Source organism: Ruegeria sp. BI12 (assembly GCF_056537985.1).
Genome location: NZ_JBQFSL010000001.1, coordinates 1,687,405 through 1,703,976, shown reverse-complemented (window position 1 = coordinate 1,703,976; position 16,572 = coordinate 1,687,405). Strand labels below are relative to the sequence as shown.

At 58.0% G+C, this 16,572-nt stretch carries 15 protein-coding genes; 4 read left to right on the top strand and 11 right to left on the bottom strand.

All coding sequences use genetic code 11. The features are described 5' to 3' along the window. Window position 1 precedes the first annotated feature (1 nt). The 5 genes from ACR0AK_RS08700 to ACR0AK_RS08680 all read right to left on the bottom strand — a co-directional run bounded on the left by ACR0AK_RS08700 (window position 2) and on the right by ACR0AK_RS08680 (window position 5,000). Window positions 2–2,896, bottom strand: a complete 2,895-nt coding sequence (locus tag ACR0AK_RS08700) for a formate dehydrogenase subunit alpha (protein WP_170557809.1) — start codon at window positions 2,894–2,896, stop codon at window positions 2–4. A 104-nt stretch (window positions 2,897–3,000) separates the two neighbouring features. Further along, window positions 3,001–3,189 (bottom strand): ubiquinol-cytochrome c reductase iron-sulfur subunit N-terminal domain-containing protein, encoded by a 189-nt coding sequence (locus ACR0AK_RS08695; protein WP_170412382.1) that lies wholly within the window; start codon window positions 3,187–3,189, stop codon window positions 3,001–3,003. A 59-nt stretch (window positions 3,190–3,248) separates the two neighbouring features. Next, window positions 3,249–3,860 (bottom strand): TorD/DmsD family molecular chaperone, encoded by a 612-nt coding sequence (locus tag ACR0AK_RS08690; RefSeq protein ID WP_480793022.1) that lies wholly within the window; start codon window positions 3,858–3,860, stop codon window positions 3,249–3,251. Next, window positions 3,847–4,449: a DUF3306 domain-containing protein gene (locus tag ACR0AK_RS08685; RefSeq protein WP_480793021.1), complete on the bottom strand. Its 603-nt coding sequence runs from the start codon at window positions 4,447–4,449 to the stop codon at window positions 3,847–3,849. The genes ACR0AK_RS08690 and ACR0AK_RS08685 overlap by 14 nt, the downstream gene beginning before the upstream one ends. Next, window positions 4,446–5,000, bottom strand: coding sequence for a DUF3305 domain-containing protein (locus ACR0AK_RS08680; RefSeq protein ID WP_170557803.1), 555 nt, complete (start codon window positions 4,998–5,000; stop codon window positions 4,446–4,448). The genes ACR0AK_RS08685 and ACR0AK_RS08680 overlap by 4 nt, the downstream gene beginning before the upstream one ends. Before the next feature lie 263 nt (window positions 5,001–5,263). Between ACR0AK_RS08680 and ACR0AK_RS08675 the strand changes: the two genes are divergently transcribed. Beyond that, the gene (locus ACR0AK_RS08675) at window positions 5,264–7,216 is read left to right on the top strand and encodes a 4Fe-4S binding protein (RefSeq protein WP_480793020.1); all 1,953 of its coding nucleotides are present in this window, start codon (window positions 5,264–5,266) and stop codon (window positions 7,214–7,216) included. On the opposite strand, the gene ACR0AK_RS08670 is transcribed toward ACR0AK_RS08675, so the two are convergent. Then, window positions 7,210–7,938: a c-type cytochrome gene (locus ACR0AK_RS08670; RefSeq protein WP_170557799.1), complete on the bottom strand. Its 729-nt coding sequence runs from the start codon at window positions 7,936–7,938 to the stop codon at window positions 7,210–7,212. The two genes, ACR0AK_RS08675 and ACR0AK_RS08670, sit on opposite strands and share 7 nt — an antisense overlap. A gap of 132 nt (window positions 7,939–8,070) precedes the next feature. On the opposite strand from ACR0AK_RS08670, the gene ACR0AK_RS08665 reads away from it, so the two are divergent. The 3 genes from ACR0AK_RS08665 to ACR0AK_RS08655 are packed head-to-tail and all read left to right on the top strand — an operon-like array spanning window position 8,071 to window position 10,303. Beyond that, the gene (locus ACR0AK_RS08665; RefSeq protein WP_170557797.1) at window positions 8,071–9,132 is read left to right on the top strand and encodes an Mrp/NBP35 family ATP-binding protein; all 1,062 of its coding nucleotides are present in this window, start codon (window positions 8,071–8,073) and stop codon (window positions 9,130–9,132) included. Further along, window positions 9,129–9,824, top strand: coding sequence for a biotin/lipoate--protein ligase family protein (locus tag ACR0AK_RS08660; protein WP_480793019.1), 696 nt, complete (start codon window positions 9,129–9,131; stop codon window positions 9,822–9,824). Before ACR0AK_RS08665 ends, ACR0AK_RS08660 begins: the two co-directional genes overlap by 4 nt. Further along, window positions 9,824–10,303, top strand: a complete 480-nt coding sequence (locus ACR0AK_RS08655; RefSeq protein WP_170557793.1) for a DUF6505 family protein — start codon at window positions 9,824–9,826, stop codon at window positions 10,301–10,303. Before ACR0AK_RS08660 ends, ACR0AK_RS08655 begins: the two co-directional genes overlap by 1 nt. A gap of 3 nt (window positions 10,304–10,306) precedes the next feature. Here the strand turns inward: ACR0AK_RS08655 and ACR0AK_RS08650 are convergent, their stop codons facing one another. The 5 genes from ACR0AK_RS08650 to ACR0AK_RS08630 form a co-directional block, all read right to left on the bottom strand. Next, window positions 10,307–10,807, bottom strand: a complete 501-nt coding sequence (locus tag ACR0AK_RS08650; RefSeq protein ID WP_170557791.1) for a flavin reductase family protein — start codon at window positions 10,805–10,807, stop codon at window positions 10,307–10,309. A gap of 89 nt (window positions 10,808–10,896) precedes the next feature. After that, the gene (locus ACR0AK_RS08645; RefSeq protein WP_480793018.1) at window positions 10,897–12,309 is read right to left on the bottom strand and encodes a 3'-5' exonuclease; all 1,413 of its coding nucleotides are present in this window, start codon (window positions 12,307–12,309) and stop codon (window positions 10,897–10,899) included. 1 nt (window position 12,310) lies between these two features. Beyond that, window positions 12,311–12,829, bottom strand: a complete 519-nt coding sequence (locus ACR0AK_RS08640) for a hypothetical protein (protein ID WP_480793017.1) — start codon at window positions 12,827–12,829, stop codon at window positions 12,311–12,313. Between the two features lie 24 nt (window positions 12,830–12,853). Beyond that, the gene (locus tag ACR0AK_RS08635; RefSeq protein WP_480793016.1) at window positions 12,854–14,677 is read right to left on the bottom strand and encodes a DUF294 nucleotidyltransferase-like domain-containing protein; all 1,824 of its coding nucleotides are present in this window, start codon (window positions 14,675–14,677) and stop codon (window positions 12,854–12,856) included. 109 nt (window positions 14,678–14,786) lie between these two features. After that, on the bottom strand, window positions 14,787–16,571 hold the full coding sequence (locus ACR0AK_RS08630) for a sodium:solute symporter family protein (protein ID WP_480793015.1): 1,785 nt from the start codon (window positions 16,569–16,571) through the stop codon (window positions 14,787–14,789). Window position 16,572 lies beyond the last annotated feature (1 nt).

The window sequence follows — 16,572 nt, the reverse complement described above, 5'->3', positions numbered from 1 at the left end:
CTTACGCTGCCGAGATCTTGCAGAGAGTACACTTGGTCTCCTGCATCTGGGTCACTGAATCATAGCCATAGGTCTGGGCGGTGTTGGTACTTTCACCCAGCACATAGGGGTCTGCACCGGCGGGGTATTTGTGCCGCTGGTCTTCGCCCTGGAAATGGCCGCCAAAGTGGAATGGCATGAAGGCCACGCCGGCACCGACCCTGTTGGTCAGCATCGCCATCACCTTGACCTTGCCGCCCTCAGGACCTTCGACCCAGACCTGTGATCCGTCACGAATACCAAGGTTGTTGGCATCGCGGGGATTGATCTCGACGAACATGTCTTGCTGCAGCTCAGCCAGCCACGGGTTTGACCGTGTCTCATCACCGCCGCCTTCATATTCGACCAGACGACCAGACGTCAGGATTATCGGGTAATCCTTTGAAAAGTCATTCTTTTGGATCGAGGCATAAAGGGTGGGTAGGCGATAAGCCTGACGGTCCTCGTAGGTTGGGTAATCCTCCACCAGATCGCGCCGCGGTGTATAAAGCGGCTCGCGGTGCAGTGGGATCGGATCCGGGAAGGTCCAGACGACCGCGCGTGCCTTTGCGTTCCCGAAGGGCGCACAGCCGTGCTCGATCGCGACCCGCTGGATCCCGCCGGACAGGTCGGTTTTCCAGTTGGTCTCCGGTCCTGCAACGGCGTCGATTGCTGCCCGCTCTTCAGCGGTCAGATCACCGTCCCAACCAAGATCCATCAGCATCTGCATCGTGAATTCGGGATAACCATCCTGAATTTCCGACCCAGCGCTGTAGACCCCTTCGGCCAGCAGGTTGTCGCCATCACGTTCCACGCCAAAGCGGGCACGGAAGGTCAGGCCACCTTCGGCCACCGGTTTAGACATGTCATAGAGGTTTGGTGTCCCTGTATGACCCATCTCTGCCGTGCCCCAACAGGGCCAGGGCAGACCGTAGTACTCGCCGTCGTTTGGTCCACCGATTGCCTGCAGCGTGGTTCTGTCGAACGTATGCTGGTTGGCCATGTGGCTTTTCAGACGTTCCGGTGACTGACCGGTGTAACCGATGGTCCAGAGACCCGAGTTGAATTCACGCGTGATGCTTTCAACATTCGGTGTTTCCGGGTCGTCCATTTCGATGTTACGGAAGAACCGATCCGCCCATCCGAACTTGTTGGCGAACTTGGCCATGATGACCTCGTCCGGCAGGCTTTCGAACAGCGGTTCCACCACCTTGTCGCGCCACTGCAGCGATCGGTTCGACGCCGTGACCGAGCCACGGGTTTCGAACTGCGTACAGGCGGGCAACAGGTAGACGCCATCGGTGCGGTCATGCAGAACGGCCGAGACGGTGGGATACGGGTCGATCACGACCAGCATGTCCAGCTTCTCCATCGCCGTTTTCATTTCCGTCATTCGGGTCTGAGAGTTGGGCGCGTGGCCCCACAACACCATGGCGCGGACATTGTTGTCCTGATCCATGTTTGCCGGGTCTTCTAGTACCCCGTCGATCCAGCGGGAAACAGGGATGCCGCGTTCGTTCTGAAGCGGTTTATCTTTGCCTTCCTTGTCCTTGATCGTCGCGAACTGGCCAGCGAGCCATTCGGGTTCTTCACCCCAGACACGTGCCCAGTGACCCCATGCACCTTTTGACAGGCCATAGTAGCCGGGCAGGGTGTGGGACAGAACACCAAGGTCCGTCGCACCTTGCACGTTGTCATGACCGCGGAAGATGTTGGTGCCACCACCCGATGTACCCATGTTGCCCAGAGCAAGCTGGAGCACGCAGTAGGCGCGAGTGTTGTTGTTGCCGTTGGTGTGCTGCGTACCGCCCATACACCAGATCACCGTACCGGGACGGTTGTTGGCCATGGTGCGCGCAACACGCTTTAGCTGTGAGCCTGGTGTGCCGGTGACACGCTCAACCTCTTCCGGGTTCCACTTGGCAACCTCTTCACGGATCTGGTCCATGCCCCAGACACGGGTGCGGATGAACTCTTTGTCCTCCCATCCGTTGTCGAAGATGTGCCACAGAATACCCCAGACCAAAGCAACGTCTGTACCGGGGCGGAAGCGGACATATTCATCCGCATGCGCTGCCGTGCGCGTAAAGCGCGGGTCGCAGACGATCAGCGGCGCGTTGTTCTGCTCTTTCGCGCGCAGAACGTGCAGCAGCGAGACAGGGTGTGCCTCGGCCGGGTTGCCGCCGATGATGAAGATGGCCCGAGAGTTGTGGATGTCGTTATACGAATTGGTCATGGCGCCGTAGCCCCATGTGTTCGCAACACCCGCAACCGTGGTTGAGTGGCAGATCCGGGCCTGATGGTCCACGTTATTCGTGCCCCAATAGGCGGCGAACTTGCGGAACAGGTAGGCCTGTTCGTTGTTATGCTTCGCAGAACCCAGCCAATAGACGCTGTCTGGCCCAGATTCTTCGCGGATGCTCATCATGCCGTCGCCGATCTCGTTGATCGCCTCTTCCCAACTGATGCGCTTCCATTCGCCGCCTTCCTTTTTCATCGGATACTTCAAGCGGCGTTCACCATGGGCGTGCTCGCGAACTGCGGCGCCTTTGGCACAGTGTGCACCCAGGTTGAACGGGCTATCCCAACCGGGTTCTTGCCCGATCCAGACGCCATTCTGCACTTCGGCGACGACCGTACAGCCGACCGAACAGTGGGTGCATATGGATTTTATGTTTTCGACAGCTTGATTTGCCGCTGTCTGGGCGCTGGCTGGCGTCACGGTTCCACCCGTGGCGCTGATCGCGGCAAGACCGCCGATCGTCAGGCCCGAGCCACGCAGGAATGCGCGGCGATCGACGGTTTTCTCGCCGACCTGGGACAGGATACTTGTCCGCTGGGGGCGTCTCGCAACCCCGTTGGTCTTTTTCCTAAGCATTTCGTTCCTCCCTTGCTCGCCATGTAAGCCATGGCTGGCTTGGTACTGCTGTTGCCGACGTCAGGGCCAATCGCAACCGTCAGTCGGGTGTGACCTCGTCCGGTTCAGAACCGGGCGCTGTCGAGGTAGGCGCGTGTATGCGCAGTGTCCTGAATGCGGGTTTCGTCCGTCGGAAGCTCAGCTGCCTCGGCCTTTCCGCTCAGGCTGGCGGCGGCGACTGCAGCAGGGGCTGCGGTTCCGGCCAGTTTGAGGAAGTCGCGGCGCGTTGCGCCTTCTTCCTTTTTCTTGCTCATGGGCTTCTCCTCTCCCATTTGCGATCTAGCGCCTTTGCAGGCGCTGGCGAGTGGCGGGCTTACGCCGCCGTCATTCGGAAGGCTTCGCGCTCGATCTCCATGAAAACCCGACCGGCAGTACCGACCGAGGCATAGAGAACCGAGTTTTCAGCACCCTCCAAATCCGAATAGAAATGCGTGGCCCAAGGGCCGATATGCTTGCTCCAGAATGCCTTTTGATCTTCCAACGACGCCGGTGCGCCAAAACGACCAACGATCATTCCGGCCATCATCTCCATAAGTGAAGCAATGTTATCTTCCGGCTCGAAAACGTTCCGGGCTCGGGTAATGCCACGCATCACCATGTCGTTGCGCAGCTGCGCCAAGGGTTTCTCGTTCAGGAACCCAGTGAGGTAGAAACTGGCATAGGGCAGCAGCTCACCGCGCCCCAATCCGATGAACAGCGCATTGAACTCGCGCTCGGCTGAGGCGGTCTTGGTAACCTTGGCGACGCGGGCCATGGCCTGAATGGCCTGTCCCAGATCAGTTTCGTCGCCTGTCAGGCCAGACACCTGGTCCAGCAACATCTGATCCGGCGGCGCAGACAAAAGCAGCCCCAGGAAGTTGTAGAAATCCGCGCGCATGCGATCCTCGGCTGAGACGTCCAACTGTTGCGCTTCACTTGCGGTCATCAGGTTTTCCTTCGAATTCAAATTTCATACGGCGCGGGGCAGGGACGATCTCAACCTCGTCTTGCGTGTCGACCGGAGTATCAGTCTCAGCCATCAAAACAGCTTCTGGCGCGGACTCTTCACTTTCCACCGGGCTATCCTGCAGTTCGTCCGGTTGAGGTGTCTCGTCCGTTTCACTCTCTTCGGCCTCAGTCGCCAGAGCCTCGACATGCGCGAGCATTCCCTTGCCGACCTGGTAGGCTGTCTGAATATTTTCAATCACACAGGCCGCGTCGGTATAATCCTCACCATAGTCTACAAGACCATCGACATTCGCCAAAACCGGGTTCAGCCGCCACAGTCGGCGCAAAGCACGGCGACGCAGGCGGTCGGGCACCGCCTTCGCCATAAAGCCAGTGACATCATCGCCCGCCTGCAGCTGATCTGGATCGGGTAGGTTAAGCTCAGCCAGTATTTCGGCGTCGGATTTTTCTTCCAATTCCGCGTGCTGAGCGGCAATGGTCTGTTCTTCAACTGAAATAACTTCGGCCTCGGCTTCCGCTTGCACCGCCGCTTTGCGGCGGGACCAGAAATCGCGAGCTTCGGTCATTGCACGATCCTCCGAGGCGCGCGGTAGACATCAGACTCTTGCCGGATACGTGCATCCCCCTTGCCGTCTTCGACCAGATCGATCCGCTTTTTGTCCCTGCGGCGTTTCACAAAGACCTCATCGCTGTGATGTTCCAAAGCGAAGTCGCGCACCCAGGCGATTAACCCTTCGGTCATCGGAATTTTCTCAACAATCTCCTCGCCGGTATCCGCGTAGTCCTGACCTTCAAAAGGCGACGCAGTAACCAGAACTGCATCCATTGGCCTTTCACCATCCAATGCATCACGAAGAACAAGGTAGATCGACGGTTGGCCGTCCGACAGGTTCACCATATAGGCTTCGGTCTCGTCCGCCCAAAGCGTCAGAGGCAGGGTCGCTGCGTGGTACTCGATGGCCTCGCCTTCGCGCCGCATTTCGTGCCAGTCCGCAGGCCCGGCACCGGGCAGCACGGCGATGGCGCGCCAGTTCCATTTCGCCCAGCGGGTTACACCGGGTGTTTTGCGCACAACGACGCCGATTGGCATTTCAATCTGGCTTGCGGCCTTGGCCACTGGCTCCTCCCCGGAAGGCTCTCCCATGCCTTCCCTAGGGTCCACTATGGTACACAAAGCGCTAAGGTGCCAAGCCCACGCTGTACGACCTTAGTCGTAATCGCAGGTAGCAAAACAGTGATCACGGCAAACAGAAGCCTTTGTTTGTTGTAAATTAAGGGGTTTTGGTATCCAAACGGCCCTCAGTCTCAAAGGGTTTACATTGCAGCAACGGGAATACAGCCTACGATACCAAGAGGCGGAGATGTATCCGGGGGAGGATCATGAGCACCAAACTACTGCTATGCGATTGCGCCGGGTCTCAACCTTTGGATTCCGACACCATTGGTTCGGCCTGCGAGGTGGAGTGTTCCAAGGTTCACACAGCACTTTGCACACGAGAGTTGGGGGCTGCTTCTGCAGCGATGCAACAGGGGGACATCATTATTGCCTGCGGGCAAGAGCAAGAGGTGTTTCAGGCACTGGCCGAAGAACTGGGTGTGAACGCTCCGGGATTTGTTGATCTTCGTGACAGGGCCGGGTGGTCCGATGAGGGCGCGGGTGCGGCTCCGAAAATGGCTGCGTTGGCAGCTGAGGCTCTGTTGCCGCAACCAGTGACACCCAGCGTTGATGTATATAGCGAAGGGACATGCCTGATTATCGGCCCCGGCGATATAACCTTTGCGCTTGCGGAAAAGCTGTCAGGAACTCTTGCGGTTACGGTTCTCGTCACGGATGAGGTTACGCCGATCTCGCGCGCGTTCGACGTGGTGCGTGGGCGTATCAAATCGCTAAACGGGGCGCTGGGCGGCTTCACCTTGCGGCTGGACGCGTTTCAACAGCTTGAACCCGGTGGGCGCGGAGCGTTCACATGGACTGCGGCACGGGACAAGGCGCAGTCAGCTTGCGACATCGTTCTTGATCTGACCGGAGAATCCCCCCTGGTGCAGGCCCCGACCAAACGCGAGGGCTATCTGCGCGCCGACCCCAAAGATCCACTATCCGTCGAACGGTTGGCGTTTGAGGCGGTTCAATTGGTCGGCACGTTCGAAAAGCCGCTTTATGTGCGGATGGAAGAAACGCTGTGTGCCCATTCACGGGCCGAACAGGTCGCTTGCACGAACTGTCTGGATATCTGCCCGACCGGTGCGATCAAACCCGCCGGTGAGCATGTGGAAATCGACCCGATGATCTGCGCAGGCTGTGGGGAATGCGCCGCGGTTTGCCCCTCAACAGCAATCACCTACGAGGATCCGCCGATATCTGCGTTGCTGTCGCGGATGCATATTTTAGCGCGCACCTATCGGCGAGCCGAAGGAGTTGCGCCGCGTTTATTAATCCATGATGCCTACGGGGCCGAGATGATCCGCCTGGCCGCCAGATTTGGACGTGGTTTGCCTGCGGATGTGATCCCGTTGGAACTGAGCGTTATTTCCGGGTTTGGTCATGCCGAGATGCTGGCTGCACTGGCGCATGGTTTCGCCCGCGTGGACGTCTTGCTGGCCCCAACAACCGAGCGTGATGCGTTGGACCGTGAACTGGCCTTGGCGCAGGCCATTGCAGGGCCGAATGCATTGGGCTTGGTGGACGAGGTTGATCCGGATGCCTTGTCCGATACCCTTTATGCGCAAGAAGTCCCACAGCCTTTGTCAGATCCTGTTTTGCCATTGGGCAACCGTCGTCAGATCGCGCGTTTGGCTGCGCAGGCGTTACATCCGCAAGCCGAAGCGCCGCTGCCATTGCCAGAAAACGCGCCTTATGGTGCAGTCGCGGTGAACACGGATGCATGCACCTTGTGCCTCAGCTGTGTATCGCTGTGTCCGTCAGGCGCTTTGATCGATAACCCGGACAAGCCGCAATTGAATTTTCAACAGGATGCCTGTCTGCAATGCGGGCTGTGCAAAGGCATCTGCCCAGAGAACGCGATTACGCTTGTCCCGCAGCTTGACCTGAGCGATGCGGCCCTGTCTCAGCAAGTGCTGAATGAAGAGGAACCGTTCGCCTGCGTGGAATGCGGAGCTTTGTTCGGTGTAAAATCTACTGTCGAGAGGATAATGGAAAAACTATCCGGTACGCATCCAATGTTTGCCACCTCGGACAAGGCACGGATGATACAGATGTGCGATAATTGCCGCGTGAACGCGCAGTTTCAGCAACAGGACAATCCGTTTCAATCCGCACCAAAACCCCGCGTCGTTACGACCGAGGATTACTTCTCAAAACGAAAGGATCACTGAAGCTGTAAGGGCGCACCCAAATCTGCCGCAGTAATGACCGAGACAAAAGCTAGGATGGCTTCCAGATCGTCCAGCGTCATCTCAACCGGATAGATGGGCGATGGGCGCTGAGGATCAAACGGTGGGGTCAGCCCGTCAATCTGCGTGAAAGCGGGGTGCGGGTTGAGGGCAAAGAACGCCTCAAATCTTTCCGACCAGTCCGGCATGGCGCGCAGCACCGCGAAAGAGGGCGTCGATCCCAGACCATTCATCCGGTTTTTTGGTCCGATCACATGGCACCGACCGCAATGGGTCATCGACAATTCCTCGCCGCGCAACGTATCACCGTCGATCACTGTTTCGGTCTCTGTGGCCGCGATATCGAAACTGGCTGAGAAGGGCGCACCTTGTTCGGGGGCAAAACTCTCTACCGTCCGTTTGCCAATGTCGGACAGCAGCCAGTCGCGGAACCGTTCATGTTTGGCGTCTTCACTGATCCGGAGGTGATAGATGACACCATCGCGCGCGAACACAGGACTACCGGGAGGCGTGGTTTCCAGCACCAAATCGCCCGCATTATCCGCAATAACCCGTATCCCGGTCTTGAGAGAAAAGCGAGGAAGGATATGTTGCAGCAGACCGGAGTCCGCAACCTCGTCTGGCGCGGCAAGACCAATCGCCTCTTGCGACCAAGACGGGGTGGCAGAGAGCGTCAGGCTCAGGCACAAGAGAACAAAGCGCATGCCACAGCCTAACGGCACGGCAGCAAATGCGTCAAATGAACTGAATGAGACGGAGACACGTGCAATGAGCGGCAACCACAGCTTGTCGATACGCAGAGCCCTTACCACCGGGTTCCAACAGGAGAATAACGCATGAGTGTTCGTGACGCAGTTCTTGCAAACCTGAGAAAGATCACCGATCCGGTTTCCGGACAGGACATCGTTAGCGCCGGCGTCGTTCGCGCACTGAATGTCGAAGGGGACACGGTGCGCTTTGTATTGGAGATCGACCCCAAGCAGGCCGAGCGGATGGAACCTGTCCGAGCGGCAGCAGAACAGGCCGCTCAACTGGTCGATGGCGTTTCCACTGTATCGGCCATGTTGACCGCACATTCCGAAAAGGCGCCGCCGGATTTAAAACCCAAACCTAAACCTTCCCAGACAGGCCCGCAGGCCGTACCGGGCGTGGATAGGATTATCGCTGTGGCTTCGGGTAAGGGGGGTGTCGGCAAGTCTACTGTTTCAGCCAACCTCGCCTGTGCCTTGGCCGCCGAGGGTCGGCGCGTGGGGCTGCTGGACGCAGATGTCTACGGACCGTCGCAACCGCGGATGCTGGGTGTCTCGGGACGCCCAGCAAGCCCCGATGGTAAGACGATCCTGCCTTTGCGCAATCACGGCGTCACCATGATGTCGATGGGTTTGATGACCAATGAAGGGCAGGCCGTTGTCTGGCGCGGCCCAATGTTGATGGGCGCGTTGCAACAGATGATGGGGCAGGTGCAATGGGGTGCGCTGGACGTGCTGATCGTCGACCTGCCACCGGGTACCGGTGATGTGCAACTGACTTTGAGCCAGAAGTTCAAAGTGGACGGTGCAATCGTCGTTTCGACCCCGCAAGACGTGGCGCTGATCGATGCCCGCAAGGGGATCGACATGTTCAACCAGCTCAAGACGCCCATCCTTGGGATGATCGAGAATATGTCGACGCATATCTGCTCGAACTGCGGCCATGAAGAGCACGTGTTCGGCCATGGCGGTGTTAAGTCCGAAGCCGAGGCGTTGGGCGTTCCCTTGCTGGGTGAAATCCCGCTGCATCTGGATATCCGCGTCGCCGCCGATGGCGGTGCGCCCATAGTGGTCAGCAAGCCCGATAGCCCACAGGCCGAAGCTTTCCGCAAAATCGCGCGTGACATGATTGCTAAGGGCAACGCATGAGCGAGCCGGTCTTTCCCCCGCTGCTGACGGGCCACCCGGTGCAGGGTGGGGAAGACCCGTTCGAGCGTGCGCAGGCTATGGCCGCGCTGGGCTGCGATGCGGGAACCTTGATTTACAACATTCAGGCCGACCGCCTGCGTGTCGCCATTGTTTTTGCACCGGAAGTTGCCCTGCAGGACGCAATGGCAATGCTGCCACTGTGTTCGGTCGGATTTCAGAACGCGCTGGGCGCGCTTGCCCCGCCCGAGGTCGCGGTACATCTGGGCTGGGATGGGTTGATTTGTGTGAACGGGGCCAAATGCGGAATGTTCCGCGTGGCGGCTTCGGATCAAGAACCATTGGCGGAACCGGATTGGCTGATCGTCGGATGGGACTTGGCGCTGCTGCAGACCAGCGAGGCTCCGGGCGAAAACCCGGACGTAACAGCGCTGTACGACGAAGGATGTGCTGACGTTTCGGCGACACAGCTGATTGAAAGCTGGTCGCGGCACATGCTGACATGGCTGAACCGTTGGCAGGAAGAGGGCAACGCCCCGGTGCACGGCGAATGGATGGGCCTGCTGCGCGGCGTAGGAGAGCCCTTCGGTGAAACCGGTGTGTTCTTGGGAACGGATGAACGGTTCGGTATGCTGATCCGACACGGTTCTGACACGCAGCTTCGCCCACTGACGGAATTGTTGGAGAACGGATGATGAAACTGGCCCGCGCAATCCATTTCGACGAAAGCGACATGAACGTGTTCCATTCTCCGGCTCGAACCGGCGAGTGGTGTATCTCGGGCGGTTTCGAGTTTTCCAATTGGGGCGAAGGCGACCTGGAAGGGAAGGCGCGTCAGGCCTTTGCAAATGGCTGGCTGGGAGTTGAAACCTTTGGGCGCGTGACATTCGTTGCCGTTACTCAGGTGGAACAGGCCGAATTGGACCAGATCGCGCAGAATCTGTCAGAGCATTTTGTGCAACTCTACGGGGCCCCGTCGGTCGAAGCTGCGATGGACGTCGCTCGGGCCGAGATTGCCCATATGTCTGAACTGTGTGACGGGCATAACCCGAACACGCTACTGACCGTTTCGCGTGAATTGTCAGACGCCGGGGTACGTGAAGCATTCCGCGTGATCACGCCGCAAGAGACCCAGCTGGAAGCGCTAGCGGTTCATGGATCTTTGGACGAATAACCGTCAGATCAGATCTGCAAAGCCGCCAAATTGACCGCGTTTAAAGATCAAACCTTTACCGGTCCGGTACATGACCTTTTGAACCTCACCAACGATGATCAGGTGATCTCCGGCATCGTGTTGGGCGTGCACCTGACAGTCGAACCGGGCCAGGCAATCGGATAATTGTGGCCGGCGTATCGTGTCATGGGCCCATTCGGCGTGCGAGAAGTCCTTGCCATCGCGGGCAAAGCGCAGGGCCTGTTCCTGCTGATCCTGCCCCATCACATGGATCGAATAGTGCCGGCTGGCGTTGAAATCATCGAACCGGTTGGAATCTTTGGCCAGACACCACAAGACAAGTGGCGGATCCAGCGACACCGAGGTGAATGAGTTGACTGTGATAGCCCGTGGGCCTTGATCGGTGTCCGTGGTGATCACAGTCACGCCGGTTCCGAAACACCCCAACGCCTCGCGGAAAGCGGTGCTTTGATCCGGGGTTGGGGTAAAGTGTTTTTCCGTCATTGCGCGCTCATCCCGTGGCCGCGCCTCAGGTGCCACGATGCGTCGGGTTTGTCCATGAAAAGCTGCGCCCGGATTATGGGTTTTTCAGATTAATTCAGGTCTTCCAGCAGACGACCATGTTGCCGCGTAGCTTCGATAACGTCACCAAAGGTCGTCATGCCGCGCGCTTTCAACATCGGCAGCATCCTAACAAGCGCCTCGGCGGTTGCTACGGCATCGCCAAGGGCGGTGTGGCGCAGATGTTCGGGGATTGTGATGTCCAACCGTTCACACACGGCATCCAGAGTGTGTTTGTCACTTGCCCCGAACAGAACAGCGGACAACAGAACTGTGTCCAGAATTGGGTGATCCCATTCGACCTTCATCAGGTTCGCATGTCGCCGTAAAAATGCCATGTCGAAAGGCGCGTTGTGGGCCACGATAACTGCGTCACGGGCGAATTGATGTAGCACGCGCCCGGCCTCGTAAATGTCCGGCGCACCCTGCACCATATGATCGCTAATCTTATGTACCTTGGTTGAAGCCGGCGGAATTGGAATTCCGGGATCGACCAGCATGTCCAGCTGTTCCCCGTCGACAATACGTCCGTTGACAACCCGAACAGCCCCAATCTGAACAATTTCGTCTTTATGCGGCAGCAGGCCGGTGGTTTCGGTGTCAAACACGACAAAGCACAAGTCTTTCAGTGCAAGGCTTTCAACGGTCTCGCCCGGGGTCGCGTTCAGCAAGTCGAAATCATAGACCAAAGGCCGTGCGGCTTCGGGCGCAAGGTTTGCTGTACTGTCTTCAAAGACCAGCATGTATCCGGGCGCGCCGCCAAGTGGTTTCATGCGCGCGCTGTAACTTTGCGCTCCGTCAATGCCGGTCAAAGTGCAGGTAACCTCAAGCCCGGTTTTCACCAGTTTTGCATAAGCCTCTTCCAGCAAGTCGGACTTCAGGTATTCGAAAAGCGAAGCATTTAATCTTGGATGTGCGATCTGCGCCAGAACTTCGGCGGCTTGTCCATCATACAAAACGATCTTGTGGGTTGGGCTGGCCAGAAGCATCGCAACCGGGATTTCGGTCAACAGGGCCGTCAGTCGTTCCTTTTCCTCGGCCAGATGCGCAGTTTCCTCGGCTACGGCCTGTGCGACATCCATTGTTTTGCCTGACAGTTGGTTGGCGAGCCCGGCTGCGGCTGGTGCCAGATCACCCAGATATCGCGCGGCCTGCGCGTCCAATTCGGTGCTGACCCCGGCATGCGCGCGCGCCCTGAGCTGGGCGGATATCCGTTCGATTGGTTTGGCGACATTGTCGTCAAACAACAGCCAAACAGCTGCGATCAGGGCTAAAAATCCAAAACCCATCAGAATTTCAGCAAAGATGAAGGCATCAAAAAGATCGGGATCTGCAACGCGACGGTAGCTGATCCACAATGCCAGTGAACTGACGGCCAATGCACCTACAGCCAGCAGGCAGAAGAACAGGAAAATGCGCAGACGCAGGCTTAACCGGTTCAGCATGTTACACTCCGCAGGTCGCCTCGACGATTGGGTCGTTGGCGGTGACGTCAATCCAGTCGGCGTTCAGCAACCGGCCGTCATCGGCGAATTGCGCCCCGTCTGCGAGGTTGGCGCGGCTGAACTCTTTGCAGTTGACGATTACTGGTAGCTTCGAAACAGGAGCCCAACGACCAAAGAGGTATAGCTCGACCAGTCGCTGTTCCGGTACTTGTTCGTTGGTACGCACAGAACCGGCATCGATGGCGGCAAAGCGGTCCACAAAGGGAACGGCATAGGTCCAAGGGCGATAGAAAGCGCGGCTTTCGACCTCTTGTATGACAGTCATGCCTTCGGGAAGGGTGTCGCGGGTGCGGTCATACCATGAGTACTCGCTGGCGATCGTCATTCCGATCATACCAAGACCTGCCGCGACAGGTGTCATCCAACGGGGCAGGCGGCCGCCCGTCAATTTGTTCAACACCATCACGACGCCTGCAAAAGCAATGCCTGCAAAGATGGTGCCGATCAGTTCCAGAAACATGTGACTCTCCGTGTGTCTGCCGCTTTAGCCCAGCATTCCCTTGCCGTGACCAACTGCCGATTGCATGGTTTTTACCACAACGAACGCATCGCGAAGATGACTTCGCTCAAAATCCGACAGATCCGAGGGCGGAAGGAAATTGTCAGGCTTTTGATCGCGCTTCACAAGCCTTACCTGATGCTCAAGTCGGGTTTCTGCAATCAAGTCATAGGCATCCAGTAAATCCCTCGCCCCCGATGGGCTGAGGATTCCGCCAGATGCAGCTGATTTCAGGCGCGCCCTTGTGTTGGCTTCGGTCAATCGGCCTTGCAGGCTGTATATACGCGCCAGATCAACTACCGGCACCACCCCATTGTGCTTTAGGTCCAAAGTGTTGCGATGCTCACCGGACCGGATCGTCGCAAACCCGCGCAAAAGACCCAGTGGAGGCGTGTGTTTCAGTGAGTTCGAGATCATATGTGCGACAAAGATCGAGTTTGCGTTGGCGGCTGCCAAAGTCTCGGCCTGCAGATCGTCGAACAGGTGAAAGGCTCCTCCTATCGGCCGCAGGTCGAACATGACCGAAGCCAGCATCTGTGCTTCGGGATTTGGTTTGGCGATCCAGCCGTTGAAGTACTCGCCCCAGACACGAACGGGCTGACACCAGCGCGGGTTAGTGGCCATCATGTCGCCGGGGCAATAGAAATAACCACAAACATCCAGCCCATCCGAGACGAATTTTGCCAGCTTTGCGAAGTAGCCCATATCCGCGTCCGAAACGCTGTCATCCAGCATCAGGCAATTGTCCTGATCGGATACGCCGGTCTGCTCCTGCCGCCCCTGTGATCCGCAAGCCAGCCACAGGTAGGGAACGGGTGGGGGGCCCAGTTTGTCTTCGGCCAGTTTAAGCAGGCGACGGGTCGCCGTATCTGCGATATCGGTGATCAGGCGGGTTACGATTTCATGCCTGTTTCCGGCCGCAACCAATTGCACCAGCAGTTGCGGGATTTCAGCGGTCACCGCCGCCATTTGATCTGCCGTGTCCGCTTGAGCGATCCTGCGGACCAACTCTGCCGAGTTAACCGCCTGATAGTGGGTCAGATCCGTCTGCGTCACGATACCGACTAGACGACCCCCCTCGCTGATCGGAATGTGGCCGATCCCGCGTTCCATCATCACATGCAAAACGTCCGAGCCAATATCCGAAGGTGACAGGGTGATCGGGTTTGCCGTCATGATCGCTGAGATCGGCGTGTCGGCAGACATGCCATTGGCCACGAATTTGCCTGAGATGTCGCGCAGTGTGGCGATGCCCAGAAGATCATCTGCTTCGGTTACACAAAGCGAGGAAATGTGCTTGTCGCGCATCATCCGGGCGGCTTCCTGAACCGGTGTGCCCGGCGTGCAGGTCGCAGGGTTATGGGCCATCAGAACGTCGATTGCACTTGTGGCCAAGCTCTGCGGACCAGATCGGTTTGAACGGGTCCGGTTAAAAAACTTCGAAACGACGTCGTGGCCATCTATAAGTTGGCGCACCAGGTCGGGGGGCAAAACCAGCAACACGGATGGCGTATGTGCCCGCGCTTTGGTCGCGGCCTTGCCGTCCTTTAGCAGGCCGCGCTCTCCGAACGAGTTCCGCAGGCCAAGATGGGACACGACGGCGTCGTTCTCATCGGTAATCTCAACTTGCCCCTCGTAGATCACAAAGACGCCGGGCAGGGTGTGCCCCAATTCGTATACAGGAAAGTCCTCGTCGACCTCCCATACCTCAATCTGCTTTGCGATCTGATCCAACGTTTCCGGGGGCAGGGCATCATAGGGATGTACGGACTTTAGAAACCGGGTGATCTGGTCATGGGACAGGGGCATCAATCACTCCTTGGTTTCTGGTTTAAAAATCCCGCCCGGTGGAGTGCCGGACGGGAAAAGTTGATCGAAAAACGCGGCACAGGAAAGTTAACCATATGCCGCGTCATGCTCACTTACTCTGAGCTGCGCCCGCGCCACGGGGAATGCGCACGCTTTCGACCAATTCAACGATCTCCCTCGGAGTCTCTTTTGTCATTCCGGCGACAACAAATGCGACTGCAAAGTTGATCATTGCACCGATGGCGCCGAACGAGGTCGACTTGATCGGACCCAGAAGCGGGTCAGCATCAGTGAACGAGTTTGTGCCAGGAATGAACAACCAGCCCTTGTGCAGGAAGATGTAGACCAGAGTGACGGTCAGACCAGCCAACATGCCCGCAACCGCGCCGGTGTTGTTGATGCGGGTCGAGAAGATACCCATCATCAGTGCCGGGAAGATCGAGGCAGCCGCCAGACCAAAGGCCAAGGCCACGGTTTGCGCTGCAAAGCCCGGTGGGTTCAGACCCAGGTAGGTTGCAACGACGATGGCAACAGCCATGGCGATACGAGCGGCCAGCAGCTCTCCTTTTTCAGAGATTTGCGGGTTGATCGCACCTTTGACAAGGTCGTGGGACACCGCCGACGAGATCGCCAGCAACAGACCCGCAGCGGTCGACAGAGCAGCCGCAAGACCACCGGCAGCGACCAGACCGATCACCCAACCCGGCAGGTTGGCAATTTCGGGGTTGGCCAGAACCAGGATGTCGCGGTTGAACTTGGTCAGCTCGTTACCGACCCAGCCTTTTTCTTCGGCAAGTGCCTGCATGTCGGCATTCTTGTCGTTGTAGTACTGGATTTTACCGTCGCCGTTCTTGTCTTCCCAGTCCAGAAGACCGGTTTTCTGCCATGTCTGCATCCAGTCGTAACGCGGATCATTGTCGATATCTTCGACCGAAACAGCGCCGCCCTCGATGCCACCATTGGGCCACATCATGTCGGTGATGTTCAGACGCGCCATTGCGCCAACCGCTGGGGCGGTGAGGTACAGCAGAGCGATGAAGACCAGCGTCCAGCCAGCCGACCAGCGTGCGTCAGACACTTTCGGCACGGTGAAGAAGCGCATAATCACGTGCGGCAGACCGGCAGTACCGATCATCAGTGACAGCGTGAACAGCACCATGTTCAGCGTGTTCGAATGATGCGCTGTATACTCGGCAAAGCCCAGTTCCGTCACGATCGCGTCCAGCTTGGTCAGCAGAGGCTCACCGCTTGCAGTATCGCTGAACAGACCCAGTGCCGGAACGGGCGTACCGGTCAGCTGCAGAGAGATGAAGATCGCCGGGATGGTGTAGGCGGTGATCAGCACGCAGTACTGAGCGACCTGAGTGTAGGTCACGCCCTTCATCCCACCGAATACCGCGTAGGCAAACACAACACAGGCACCGATCAGAAGACCGGAAGTGTTCGAAACCTCAAGGAAACGACCAAAGGCCACGCCCACGCCGGTCATCTGACCAATCACGTAGGTCACCGACGCAACGATCAGACAGATCACCGCAACAACGCGTGCGGTCTGGCTGTAGAAACGGTCGCCGATGAATTCCGAGACGGTGTACTTGCCGAACTTACGCAGGTAGGGCGCAAGCAGCAGAGCCAGCAGCACGTAGCCACCGGTCCAACCCATCAGGAAGGTCGAGTTGTCATAGCCAGTAAAGGCAATCAGGCCCGCCATCGAGATGAACGAGGCTGCGGACATCCAGTCCGCTGCGGTCGCCATACCGTTTGTAACCGGGTGAACGCCGCGACCGGCGGCGTAGAATTCCGATGTGGAGCCCGCGCGGGCCCAGATCGCGATGCCGATGTACAGCGCAAACGACGCACCGACAAAGAGCAGGTTGATGGTAAACTGGTCCATT

Coding starts and splice junctions, on each gene's coding strand:
- ACR0AK_RS08685 (WP_480793021.1), bottom strand. CDS start 4,449: ATGACCGAAGCTCGCGATTTCTGGTCCCGCCGCAAAGCGGCGGTGCAA.
- ACR0AK_RS08650 (WP_170557791.1), bottom strand. CDS start 10,807: ATGACGGAAAAACACTTTACCCCAACCCCGGATCAAAGCACCGCTTTC.
- ACR0AK_RS08690 (WP_480793022.1), bottom strand. CDS start 3,860: ATGACCGCAAGTGAAGCGCAACAGTTGGACGTCTCAGCCGAGGATCGC.
- ACR0AK_RS08635 (WP_480793016.1), bottom strand. CDS start 14,677: ATGCCCCTGTCCCATGACCAGATCACCCGGTTTCTAAAGTCCGTACAT.
- ACR0AK_RS08670 (WP_170557799.1), bottom strand. CDS start 7,938: ATGCGCTTTGTTCTCTTGTGCCTGAGCCTGACGCTCTCTGCCACCCCG.
- ACR0AK_RS08660 (WP_480793019.1), top strand. CDS start 9,129: ATGAGCGAGCCGGTCTTTCCCCCGCTGCTGACGGGCCACCCGGTGCAG.
- ACR0AK_RS08675 (WP_480793020.1), top strand. CDS start 5,264: ATGAGCACCAAACTACTGCTATGCGATTGCGCCGGGTCTCAACCTTTG.
- ACR0AK_RS08655 (WP_170557793.1), top strand. CDS start 9,824: ATGAAACTGGCCCGCGCAATCCATTTCGACGAAAGCGACATGAACGTG.
- ACR0AK_RS08695 (WP_170412382.1), bottom strand. CDS start 3,189: ATGAGCAAGAAAAAGGAAGAAGGCGCAACGCGCCGCGACTTCCTCAAA.
- ACR0AK_RS08645 (WP_480793018.1), bottom strand. CDS start 12,309: ATGCTGAACCGGTTAAGCCTGCGTCTGCGCATTTTCCTGTTCTTCTGC.
- ACR0AK_RS08640 (WP_480793017.1), bottom strand. CDS start 12,829: ATGTTTCTGGAACTGATCGGCACCATCTTTGCAGGCATTGCTTTTGCA.
- ACR0AK_RS08665 (WP_170557797.1), top strand. CDS start 8,071: ATGAGTGTTCGTGACGCAGTTCTTGCAAACCTGAGAAAGATCACCGAT.
- ACR0AK_RS08630 (WP_480793015.1), bottom strand. CDS start 16,571: ATGGACCAGTTTACCATCAACCTGCTCTTTGTCGGTGCGTCGTTTGCG.
- ACR0AK_RS08700 (WP_170557809.1), bottom strand. CDS start 2,896: ATGCTTAGGAAAAAGACCAACGGGGTTGCGAGACGCCCCCAGCGGACA.